Source organism: Hafnia sp. (assembly GCF_036648275.1).
GTDB classification, from domain to species: Bacteria; Pseudomonadota; Gammaproteobacteria; order Enterobacterales; family Enterobacteriaceae; genus Hafnia; species Hafnia alvei.
The window spans coordinates 134,899-147,101 of record NZ_JAVXIQ010000007.1 but is presented as its reverse complement, the minus strand read 5'-3'; the positions used below and the strand labels follow the sequence as shown (position 1 = coordinate 147,101).

Below are 12,203 nucleotides of genomic sequence, written 5' to 3'. Positions count from 1 at the left end.
ATCAGCAAAACATTACGCTTAAAAGTACAAGTTGTGACAAACAGGCAGAGGAATCCCTGCGCGCTTCCGTTATAATCCCAACAGATACATACACAGGGAATTAACAATGGATTATCAACTTGATCTCGACTGGAATGATTTTTTGCAACGCTACTGGCAAAAACGCCCGGTCATCCTAAAGCGTGGGTTCAAGAATTTTGTTGATCCCATTTCGCCCGACGAATTAGCAGGTCTTGCGATGGAAAACGAGGTTGATAGTCGCCTTGTGAGCCATCAGGACGGTCGCTGGCAGGTTGCTCACGGCCCGTTTGAAAGCTATGACCATCTAAGTGAAAATAACTGGTCTATTCTGGTACAGGCGGTCGATCATTGGCACGTGCCCTCCAGCGCGTTAATGCGCCCATTCCGCAAGCTTCCTGACTGGCGAACTGACGATCTCATGATCTCGTTCTCGGTGCCGGGCGGCGGCGTAGGGCCTCATTTAGATCAGTACGACGTCTTTATCATCCAAGGTACCGGTCGTCGTCGGTGGCGTGTCGGTGAAAAACATCCGCTAAGGCAACATAGCCCGCATCCCGATTTACTTCAGGTTGAGCCTTTCGACGCCATCATTGATGAAGAGATGGAACCGGGCGACATTCTGTATATTCCACCAGGATTCCCACATGAAGGCTATGCGCTAGAGAACTCGCTGAACTACTCAGTGGGCTTCCGCGCCCCAAATAGCCGTGAGCTCATCAGCGGCTTTGCCGATTTTGTGTTGGCTAACGAATTGGGGAGCGAGCGCTACAGCGATCCCGATCTCGGCCTTCGCGACAATCCTTCGGAAGTGCAAAACGCTGAATTGGAAAAGCTGCGTGGCATGATGATGAGCCAATTGCAGAATCAGGATAATTTCAATCTTTGGTTTGGTGAATTTGTCAGCCAGTCTCGTCATGAATTGGATATTGCACCACCGGAACCGCCTTATCAGGCCGGTGAGATTTACGAATTACTCCAATCCGGAGAATCTCTGGAACGACTAGGCGGGCTACGTGTCATCAACGTCGCAGGCAGCTGTTATGTCAACGGTGAGATTATCGTCACCGAACACAGTGCTGCGGCACAGGCCTTAGCGCGCGAATACGTGGTTAACGCCGCAATGCTGGGAGAAGCGCTCGACGATCCAAGCTTCCTCGTGACATTGGCAGCCTTAATTAATAGCGGCTATTGGTTCTTCCGCGATTAAGAATATCTACATTTAGAAAACCCAACATCTGGCAAATTAAATAAATTTTCCAGATGTTTTTTTATTTAAAATATAAAATAGTTATTTATTAAAACATTTTTAATTTAGAGTTAATCAATATATGTGCCCTACCTCTCTATTAAACTAATAACTTACGTATTATTCTCTTCCTTATCCTTTCAATAGCACCAATTTTTTAGAAAACCACTTTCTATGGATGCGCTGTCTAATAAGAAAATATCTCTACGCATTAACGTATTAAAAGCGGCAAGAACACGTATTGAATGGACATTCAATACCTTCAGCAGAATTTGCATTTCTTTTTCAGGTGGAAAAGATTCAACTACATTGCTTCATTTAGCGGCAGATCACGCCAGAAAAAATGGAAAAAAATTCGATATTGTCTTTATCGATTGGGAGGCGCAGTTTAGCCACACCATCAATCATATTGAAAAGATGCGAAGCTTATATCAGGACGTCATCGGTCATTTTTATTGGGTGGCATTACCTATCACCACGGGGAATTCTGTTTCACAATTTCAGCCTGAATGGCAATGTTGGACGCCCAATACAAATTGGATCCGTACACCACCCGCCGATGCCATTACCGATCCTAATTTTTTTCCCTTTTATCATGACGGCATTACCTTCGAATCATTTATGCCTGCCTTTTCTGACTGGTATTCCAACCAGCAGCCCTGCGCCATGATGATTGGAATTCGAACCGATGAGTCCTACACCCGTTTTTGGGCCATTGCGTCTAAGCGTAAACACCGCTTTGCCGATGACAAACCATGGACAACAGGAACAATTTCCGGCCATACCTACAATATCTACCCTATCTATGATTGGAAAACGGACGATATTTGGACCTACTTCTCCTCTACTAAAAAAATCTACAATCCCTTGTATGATCTAATGTTTCAGGCTGGGGTGGGGTTACATGCCATGCGTATCTGTGAACCCTTTGGGCTAGAGCAGCGGCAAGGTTTGTGGCTTTACCATGTTCTTGAGCCTGAATGCTGGGAGCATGTCTGTGAGCGAGTCTCGGGGGCCAATACCGGTAGCATTTATGCCAATAGCCGAGGTGATTTCTATGCTCGCCGTCAGGTACATAAACCCGACAATCACACTTGGCGTAGCTATGCCCTATTCTTACTCGATAGTATGCCGCAACAAACCGCCGAGCATTATCGAAATAAGATCGCAATTTATTTACGCTGGTATCAAACCCATGGTTTCCCTCGCGATATACCCGATGAACAAGAAAAAGATATCGGTTCTAAAGATATTCCGTCGTGGCGGCGCATTTGCAAAGTACTTTTGCGCAATGATTATTGGTGCCGATCATTATCATTTAGCCCAAATAAGCCAACCAGCTATGAGCGTTACAACAAAAGAATCCAAGCGAAAAGAAAATGCTGGAGCATCATATGAAGATTGATTTATTAATTAACGAGCTAAAAATAGAATTAGAGAAGATGTCTGAAACTGTCCAAATTGAGACTCTAAATAAGATCCGATTGGCACTGCATAAGGTCAGCCCCTTTTCCAATGAGCCCATTGATTGCGTGCTTTGGAAACCCATTGAGCGTGTGGTCTCAAATGATTACAACCCCAATTCCGTAGCACCACCAGAGAAACGTTTACTCTATACGTCATTATTACGCGATGGCTATACGCAGCCCATAGTCACCAGCCAACAATCCCCCGATGATGAAACACACGTTATCGTTGATGGTTTCCATCGTCGCGAGCTCGCATCTAAGCGCCCTCTTTTACGCACTCGAGTGCTTGGTTATCTCCCCGTGGTGATGCTTAAAGAAAATGCACAGGAGAAAACGCATCTGATTGCGGCGACTATTCGTCATAATCGTGCCCGAGGCAAACACCAGATCAGCGCCATGTCCGACATAGTTCGTGAGCTTTATCATTTAGGTTGGGATGACGAAAGGATCAGTGAAGAATTAGGCATGGACGCTGATGAGGTTTTACGCTTAAAACAGATTAGCGGCCTAATGGAACTGTTCCAAGACCGTGAATTTTCAGAAGCATGGACGGTAAAATAGCAAAAAAATCGCCATCCTTACTCGGTAAGAATGGCGAACAATACAGTTCAAACAGGTAAGCCACGAACCACTATTTATAAATATCTTCTAACAGCTCGCGGACATACTCAGGCACCACCTGACTCGCTGCGCCGTAATGCTTCTCGTCAAACTGGCTTTCGACTTGGCTAGGTTCTAGATTGAGTTCAACGGTATGAGCGCCATTTAAATGAGCCTCATGCACAAAACCTGCCGCGGGATAAACATGCCCCGATGTACCAATCGCAATAAAGTAATCGGCTTTTGCCAGAGCATCATAAATTTCATCCATACCGATTGGCATTTCACCAAACCAAACAATATGCGGACGCAGCGGTGCAGGAAACTGACAGCAATGACAGCGGTCATCGACGGTTAGATCGCCTTTCCATTCAATAACCTGCCCAGACTGAGTACAACGAACTTTTAGCAATTCCCCATGCATATGGATAATGCGGGAATTTCCTGCTCGCTCGTGTAAGTTATCGATGTTTTGCGTCACTAGCACAAAGTTGTCGCCCAACTGCCGCTCTAATTCTGCCAGCGCCAAATGGGCCGCATTTGGTTGAATTTCTGACTGCTGTAGCTGCTGACGGCGTGCATTATAGAAACTCTGCACCAATTCTGGATCGCGATGGTAACCTTCTGGCGTGGCCACATCCTCAACCCGATGCTCTTCCCACAGCCCATCAGCGGCACGAAACGTTCTGATCCCCGACTCAGCAGAAATCCCCGCGCCGGTGAGTACCACGACATATGGCTTAGTCATACACCCTCCTGCCTGATTATTCGCATGACACAGCGTGTCACGGTGGAAAATTCGTGAACGAAAACGCTGGTGTCGTAGTCGTTTGTTTTTCCTAAACCGGCATATACGATGACGGGTACGCATAACCACAGCTCCTCATTGGTTTCATTACCACAGCAAAAAAATAATCGTCGTTAGTCGGTCAAATTCAAAAACGCAGCACCGCGTACGCCGCCCGCATCGCCGTAGCGAGCAGGTTCAATACGTGGCGCTTTAGCAACCCGCAGTAAAGCACGCGGGATACGTTCATTCAGCAGCGGATACAGCTCAGTGAAGTTCGACAATCCACCGCCGAGCACCACCAGATGCGGGTCGATCACGGTAAATAGATTTCCCAAACACATCGCCAGCACATCGGCAAAGCAATCCACATGCGCCAGCGCTTTATCATCACCTGCGCGGTAGCGCTCAATAATCTCTTTGGCACCGAGATTTTCGCCGGTGCGGTGCTGATATAACCATTCAAAACCACGACCAGAAATATATTTTTCGATACAGCCATGCTGCCCACAACCACAGGCAACACGCGGTGTATCTGCTCCCATTCGATCCAAGGCGTCAACCGGTAAACGAAAATGGCCAAACTCACCGGCAATATAATTACGGCCAGTCAACGTTTTACCATTAATCACTAATCCGCCACCCACGCCGGTACCAAGGATGATCCCCAGCACGATGGGATAAGCACGGAACTCTTCGTCCCAAGCTTCCGAAAGGGCAAAGCAGTTGGCATCGTTATCCACTCGAACTGGACGCCCAATGAGCTGCGAGAGATCGCGTGGGAGCGGTTTCCCCATTGCGGCAGGCACGTTAGAGGTAAAGAGCTCGCCCGTATCGGCATTGGGTAATCCGGGGATTCCGATCCCAACTTTTCCCTGAGTACCGGTGAATTCATCGGCCTCAAAGGTTAACGACGCTAGCGTATTGAGTAATTCACGGTAATCTTCACGAGGCGTAGGCACACGCTTACGCCAAATCTGATTCAGCTCAGCGTCAAATACGCCCAGCTCTATTTTGGTGCCGCCCATGTCAAAACCGTAATACATTAACTCTCCTTGTTGCGCGTCGTTGAATGAAGCCGTTATTTATTATTGCCTACCGCGTTACTGACCGCCGCTTAGCACTCGCGCAGGATCGATGCGGCTTGCGCGACGAGCGGGATACCAGCTAGCTACCAAACTCAACACAATCGCCGTGGCCAGCACTTCCACCACGTCAATCCAATGCAGCTCGGTTGGCAAGAAATCGATAGGATAAATGTCGCCCGACAGCAATCGGTGTCCGATCACCTTTTCGATAACTTTAGAAATATTAGTCAGTTCGAGTGACGCAACCACGCCGATCACCACGCCACAAACGCTGCCGACCATACCCGCGAGCAAACCATACCAGATGAAAATTGCGCGAATCAGCCGGTCTTTCGCACCTAGCGTTCTTAGCACCGCGATATCACTACTTTTATCTTTCACCGCCATAACCAGCGTAGACACGATGTTGAAACACGCCACGCCGATCACCAGAACCATCGCCAGATACATGATGGCACGGATCATCTGGATGTCGCGGAACATATAGCCGTAAGTGCCTTTCCAACTGCGAATATAAACATACGCGTTGGAGACCTCACCCGCATCTCGCACCAGTTTGTCGGCGTTGAAGACATCATCCACTTTGATGGAAATACCGGTAACGCTGTTGCCAAGGTCTTGATACTGCTGAGCATCAGCCAGCGGCACCATCGCCAAACTGTGATCGAGCATACCGCTCAATTGCAGAATGCCGCTTACGTGCAGACGAATGCGTTTTGGCTGCAAGAGTTTCATCTGTGGATCGTTGTTTGGCACCATCACGGTCACCCAATCACCAACCTTCACATGCAGTGCATCAGCCACGCCTTTACCGAGAATAACCTGCTGCTCCCCAGCTTTAAACGTTGACCATGCATCACCTTGCACATATTGCGACAGCGAGCTTACGCGGCTCTCTTGCTCTGGATTGACGCCGCGCAGTTGTACTGCCACCAGCTGTGTGCCGCTTTCAATAAGGCCGGTAAATTCCACATAAGGCGCTGCAGCAACGATACCTTTCACTTTTTCAACACGTTCTAGCACCTGCGGCCAGCCGTTAAACGGCTGCTCTACCGGATAAATTTCTCCGTGAGGCACAACGGAAAGAATGCGATGATCCAGCTCACGCTCAAAACCGTTCATGGCACTCAGGCCGACGATCAAAACGGCTACACCCAGCGCGATACCAACGGTAGAAATCACAGAAATCAGAGACACCATGCCGCCACGGCGTCGTCCACGGCTAAAACGCAGACCGATCAGCAGAGATAATGGTGAAGCCGACATTATTGCGCCCCCATCAGGGTCACATTTTGTTGAAGTTGACCATCGCGCATTTCAAGCTGACGATTCAAACGTTTCGCCAATGCCAAATCATGGGTCACCACTAAGAAAGCCGTACCTTGACGCACGTTCAACTCGCCTAATAGATCAAAAATACTGTCGGCGGTGCGCATATCAAGATTACCGGTCGGTTCGTCAGCCAAGACTAACGATGGGTTGTTTACCAACGCACGCGCAATCGCCACGCGCTGACGTTCACCGCCTGACAGCTCGGAAGGTCGATGATGGCTACGCTTAGCCAATCCAACGGCGGTGAGCATGTCCATCGCTTTACCTTGGGCGTCGTCACCTTTTTTGCCGCCAATTAACAGCGGCATCATCACGTTTTCTAACGCGCTGAAATCCGGCAGTAAATGGTGAAATTGGTAAATAAAACCCAGTTCACGATTTCTTAGTTCAGCCTTAGCGGTTGAAGACATATCGTTGAGCGATTGACCTTTAAAAATCACTTCGCCGGAAGTTGGAGAGTCCAGACCGCCGAGCAGATGCAGCAACGTACTTTTACCTGAACCTGAGCTGCCCACGATGGCCATCATTTCGCCGGGCTGCATGTCAAAGGTCACATTACGCAATACGTCCGTGTGCAATTTACCTTCATGATAGGTTTTGCACAGGTCTTTGCACTGCAACAGTTCTTTATACAAAGACGGAGAATTACTCATAACGTAAAGCCTCAGCAGGATTCACCGCGGCGGCACGCCACGACGGATATAACGTAGAAAGCAGCGCGAGCAGCATTGCCACAACGGCAATCAGCACCACCTGCGGAATATTGATATCAACCGGCAGACTTCCACCGGCCAACATTTCGCCTAACCCTGGAATAACATTGATTTGGCTAGCAAATACCACGCCCAAGACGGCACCGAGCAAGGCACCGATAATACCGGCACTGGCGCCCTGCACCATGAATACCGACATGATCTGTGCACGGGTTAATCCTTGGGTTTGCAGAATCGCGACCTCACCCTGCTTCTCCATGACCAGCAGGCTCAACGAGGTAATAATATTAAACGCGGCGACGGCGATAATCAGGCTGAGCAGCAGCCCCATCATATTTTTTTCCATCTTAACCGCTTGGAATAACTCGCCCTTCCGCTCGCGCCAATCTTTCCAAACCAAGCCTTTCGCTAGCGGTTGGCTGACCAGCGCATCAATCGCCAGCGGCTTATCCATATAAATACGCCAGCCGGTGATATTCCCAAGCGGGTAGCGCATCAGGCGGGAAGCATCCTGCTGATTCATCAACATTTGATACTGATCGACTTCGCTATTGGCAGAGAATGTGCCCACCACGTTAAACACGCGTTGGCTAGGGATACGCCCCATCGGCGTAAACTGGCTGGCGCTAGGCACCATAATGCGCAGCTTTTCACCACGCTTCACGCCCAGTTGCCCCGCCAGTTGGTCACCTAAAATCACATTGTATTGGCCCGGCTGCAAAGCCTGCTGTGTCGCGCCATTAAGATAAGGCGACAGCGGATCTTTTTCGTCGGGATTCACACCAATAATCACGCCCACAGCCACGCTATGCGCGCTTTGCAGAACCGCATTACCGGTCGTCAGCGGGGTAATACTTTTGACACCGGCCAGATGTTCAAACTGAGCGGCAGGAACCTGTTGAGGATTGATCGACCCTTGCGTCGACGTCACTAATGCCTGAGGCATCAGCCCAAGAATGTTATTTTCTAGATCTCGCTCAAAACCGTTCATCACCGAAAGAACGGTGACTAACGCCATAACGCCGAGCGTGATGCCTATAGTAGAAAGCCAAGAAACAAACCGGCCAAAGCGGTCTGAGGCTCGTCCGCGCATGTAACGCAGACCGATGAATAACGCGACAGGTTGATACATGAAATCCGTTCGGTTGCTGTTGGTAAGGCAAAATGAGTGTGGATGATAACATTTAGGAAACCCAAAAAAACTACGTAATGCGTTTTCACTTCATTTTGTCGCTATTTCAGCGCCCCCAACGCCATGGCTTCCCCCCTAGAACCTTGCTTTTCAACCGCAAGGCATTCACTCAGCAGTTGCTAAAGTGAAGTGATAAAGGATAATAAAGCTTAGAACTGCGGTGCCTGATCGGGCTACGCGCCAAAAGAGCGACAGAGACTGACTAACGATTTATGCCTGAACAATACCAATACACGTTACCTGAGCGTTATACGCTCCCGGCCAAAGCTGGCGATGTACGGCTTTTAGGTCAGCTCACTGGATCTGCGTGTGCGCTAGAATGCGCGCAGATTGCCGAAAAACATGCGGGTCCGGTGGTGTTGATCACCTCGGATATTCAATCAGCGCTGCGGCTACGCGACGAAATTCAACAGTTCACGACGCGTATGGTGACCACCCTGTCTGATTGGGAAACTCTGCCTTACGACAGCTTCTCACCGCATCAGGACATCATCTCCGCTCGCCTGTCCAGCCTGTATCAGCTCCCAACGATGAAGCGCGGCGTATTTATTTTGCCGGTTAATACGTTGATGCAGCGCGTATGCCCGCATGAATTCCTGCATGGCCATGCGTTGGTGATGCAAAAAGGCCAACTGTTATCCCGCGACAAACTGCGCAGCCAGCTCGAGCAAGCCGGCTATCGCAGCGTCGATCAGGTGATGGAACACGGTGAGTTTGCCACCCGAGGTGCGTTGCTCGATCTCTATCCGATGGGTAGCGATGAGCCTTATCGTATTGATTTCTTCGATGATGAAATCGACAGTCTGCGCGTATTTGACGTGGACTCGCAGCGCACGCTCAATGAAGTTGAATCCATCAACTTACTACCAGCACACGAGTTCCCAACCGATCAAACCGCGATCGAGCTGTTTCGTAGCCAATGGCGCGAGCATTTCGAGGTGCGCCGCGACCCCGAACATATCTACCAACAGGTCAGTAAAGGCATCTGGCCGGCGGGGATAGAATATTGGCAACCGCTATTCTTTAGCCAAGCGCTCCCGCCGCTGTTTAGTTATTTCCCGAGCAACACGCTATTAGTAAACACTGGTGAATTAGAGGCCTCAGCCGATCGATTCTGGTTGGATGTGAATCAGCGCTACGAGAACCGCCGCGTTGACCCAATGCGCCCGCTGCTCACGCCAGACAAGCTCTGGCTGCGAGTTGATGAACTGTTTTCCTCGCTCAAACAGTGGCCACGTGTTCAGCTCAAAACCGACAAGCTTGATAAAAAAGCGGCGAACACCAACCTCAGCTACCAGCCTTTGCCGGAGCTCACGGTTCAGGCGCAAAACAAAAATCCGCTCGATCTTCTACGGCGCTTCATTGAACAAACCAAAAAAGATGCCATTGTTTTCTCGGTAGAAAGTGAAGGCCGCCGCGAAACCATGCTGGAACTGCTGGCGCGCATCAAAATAAATCCGAAGCTGATTACCCGTATAGAAGACGCGGAAGCAGGCAAAATTTATATTATGCAGGGCTCGTGCGAGCATGGATTTATCAATCCAGAGCTTAATCTTGCACTGATCTGTGAAAGCGACCTGTTAGGCGAACGCGTAAGCCGTCGCCGCCAAGATAACCGCCGTACTATTAATACCGATACGCTGATCCGTAACCTAGCCGAGCTGAGCATCGGCCAACCGGTCGTTCATCTCGAACATGGTGTGGGCCGCTATGGCGGTATGACAACGCTGGAAGCCGGCGGAATCAAGGGCGAATACCTGATCCTGACGTATGCCGGTGACGCCAAACTGTACGTGCCGGTTTCCTCGCTGTATCTGCTCAGCCGTTACTCCGGTGGCGCAGATGAAAGCGCTCCGCTGCATAAATTAGGCAGCGACGCGTGGACCCGAGCACGCCAAAAAGCCGCAGAAAAAGTCCGCGACGTCGCGGCTGAGCTGCTGGATATTTATGCCATGCGGGCGGCAAAACCCGGCTTTGCATTCAAACAGGATCGCGAAGCCTATCAAATGTTCTGCCAAACCTTCCCGTTTGAAACCACGCCCGATCAGAGCATGGCGATCAACGCCGTACTCAGCGATATGTGTCAACCGCTGGCGATGGATCGTTTGGTATGCGGCGACGTGGGCTTCGGTAAAACGGAAGTAGCTATGCGTGCCGCGTTCCTCGCGGTGCACAACAATAAACAGGTGGCGGTATTAGTACCAACCACGCTGCTGGCTCAACAGCATTACGACAATTTCCGTGACCGTTTCGCCAATTGGCCGGTTCGCATCGAAATGATTTCTCGCTTCCGTAGCGCGAAAGAGCAAACGCAGGTGCTACAAGATGCCGCAGATGGCAAAGTCGATATTTTAATCGGCACCCATAAACTCTTGCAGGCTGATGTGCAGTGGCGTGATTTAGGTCTTCTGATCGTCGATGAAGAACACCGCTTTGGCGTTCGACAAAAAGAACGTATCAAAGCCATGCGTGCCGACGTGGATATTCTCACGCTAACCGCTACGCCGATCCCACGAACGCTCAACATGGCGATGAGTGGAATGCGCGATCTATCGATTATTGCCACGCCACCAGCGCGTCGTTTAGCCGTAAAAACTTTTGTGCGCGAATATGACAGCTTAGTGGTGCGCGAAGCCATCCTGCGTGAAGTCACGCGCGGTGGTCAGGTTTATTATCTGTACAACGACGTAGAAAATATTGAAAAAGCAGCTCAGAAATTGAGCAAGCTGGTGCCTGAGGCGCGTATTGCCATCGGCCATGGACAGATGCGTGAGCGCGAACTTGAGCGCGTGATGAATGATTTCCATCACCAACGCTTCAACGTTCTGGTGTGCACCACCATTATTGAAACCGGTATCGATATTCCAAGCGCGAATACCATCATTATTGAACGTGCCGATCATTTTGGTTTGGCACAGCTGCATCAGTTGCGCGGGCGCGTGGGCCGTTCTTTCCATCAGGCCTATGCTTATCTGCTTACGCCGCCGCCAAAAGCAATGTCGACCGATGCGCAAAAACGTTTAGAAGCCATCGCATCGCTGGAAGACTTGGGCGCGGGCTTTGCTTTAGCCACCCACGATCTAGAAATTCGCGGTGCGGGTGAGCTGTTGGGCGATGACCAAAGCGGTCAGATGACCACTATTGGTTTCTCTCTGTATATGGAACTGCTTGAAAGCGCGGTTGATGCGCTTAAAGAAGGACGCGAGCCTTCGCTAGAAGATCTCACCAGCAATCAGACCGATGTTGAACTGCGCATGCCAGTGTTGCTACCGGATGATTATATTCCGGACGTCAGCACCCGTTTGTCATTCTATAAACGTATTGCCAGCGCCAAGAATGACGATCAGCTTGAAGAGCTAAAAGTAGAATTGATCGATCGCTTCGGCCTGCTGCCTGATGCGGCGCGCAATTTACTGCAAAGCGCCAAGCTGCGTCTGGATGCGATGGAACTCGGTATTCGTCGTATTGAAGGTAATGATAAGGGCGGATTCATTGAGTTTGGCGATAAAAACCACGTTGACCCAATGTTCCTCATTGGCCTGTTGCAGAAAAAGCCACACATCTTCCGCTTAGATGGGCCAACCAAACTGAAGTTTATTATCGACCTCAGCGAACGTAAGGCACGCCTTGAGTTCATTTCCGATCTTCTCAGCCAGTTTGCAGAGCATCGGGTTTGATCTTGGTTAGTTCGAGAAATTTAGAAATACTGAAATGAGAATGGGGAGCTAAGCTCCCCATTTTTTATCTGAATGCCT

General features: G+C 49.8%; 9 protein-coding genes. 4 read left to right on the top strand and 5 right to left on the bottom strand.

Annotation, left to right across the window (positions count from 1 at the left end):
- The first annotated feature begins 106 nt into the window (after positions 1 to 106).
- From RSC70_RS09165 to RSC70_RS09155, 3 genes are all read left to right on the top strand, one after another.
- Entirely contained in the window at positions 107 to 1,228 is a 1,122-nt protein-coding gene (locus RSC70_RS09165) for a ribosomal protein uL16 3-hydroxylase (protein ID WP_103009866.1), read from the top strand.
- A gap of 222 nt (positions 1,229 to 1,450) precedes the next feature.
- Positions 1,451 to 2,665, top strand: a complete 1,215-nt coding sequence (locus tag RSC70_RS09160) for a phosphoadenosine phosphosulfate reductase (RefSeq protein WP_442904278.1) — start codon at positions 1,451 to 1,453, stop codon at positions 2,663 to 2,665.
- Complete coding sequence (locus RSC70_RS09155; protein ID WP_332542265.1) at positions 2,662 to 3,297, top strand: IbrB-like domain-containing protein; 636 nt, start codon at positions 2,662 to 2,664, stop codon at positions 3,295 to 3,297. The genes RSC70_RS09160 and RSC70_RS09155 overlap by 4 nt, the downstream gene beginning before the upstream one ends.
- Positions 3,298 to 3,367: 70 nt before the next feature.
- On the opposite strand, the gene cobB is transcribed toward RSC70_RS09155, so the two are convergent.
- From cobB to lolC, 5 genes are read right to left on the bottom strand one after another with little or no spacing between them, the layout of a single operon-like run.
- Positions 3,368 to 4,207 (bottom strand): Sir2 family NAD+-dependent deacetylase, encoded by an 840-nt coding sequence (cobB, locus tag RSC70_RS09150; protein WP_332542264.1) that lies wholly within the window; start codon positions 4,205 to 4,207, stop codon positions 3,368 to 3,370.
- A gap of 50 nt (positions 4,208 to 4,257) precedes the next feature.
- Complete coding sequence (nagK, locus tag RSC70_RS09145; RefSeq protein ID WP_234619925.1) at positions 4,258 to 5,169, bottom strand: N-acetylglucosamine kinase; 912 nt, start codon at positions 5,167 to 5,169, stop codon at positions 4,258 to 4,260.
- A gap of 57 nt (positions 5,170 to 5,226) precedes the next feature.
- Entirely contained in the window at positions 5,227 to 6,477 is a 1,251-nt protein-coding gene (gene lolE, locus RSC70_RS09140) for a lipoprotein-releasing ABC transporter permease subunit LolE (RefSeq protein ID WP_332542263.1), read from the bottom strand.
- Positions 6,477 to 7,196 carry a lipoprotein-releasing ABC transporter ATP-binding protein LolD gene (lolD, locus tag RSC70_RS09135; RefSeq protein ID WP_025797090.1) on the bottom strand — a complete coding sequence of 240 codons (720 nt, stop codon included), beginning with the start codon at positions 7,194 to 7,196 and terminating at the stop codon, positions 6,477 to 6,479. Before lolD ends, lolE begins: the two co-directional genes overlap by 1 nt.
- Positions 7,189 to 8,388: a lipoprotein-releasing ABC transporter permease subunit LolC gene (lolC, locus tag RSC70_RS09130; RefSeq protein ID WP_046457486.1), complete on the bottom strand. Its 1,200-nt coding sequence runs from the start codon at positions 8,386 to 8,388 to the stop codon at positions 7,189 to 7,191. Before lolC ends, lolD begins: the two co-directional genes overlap by 8 nt.
- A 272-nt stretch (positions 8,389 to 8,660) precedes the next feature.
- Here lolC and mfd point away from each other — a divergent pair, with 272 nt between their 5' ends.
- On the top strand, positions 8,661 to 12,125 hold the full coding sequence (gene mfd, locus RSC70_RS09125) for a transcription-repair coupling factor (RefSeq protein ID WP_332542262.1): 3,465 nt from the start codon (positions 8,661 to 8,663) through the stop codon (positions 12,123 to 12,125).
- Positions 12,126 to 12,203 lie beyond the last annotated feature (78 nt).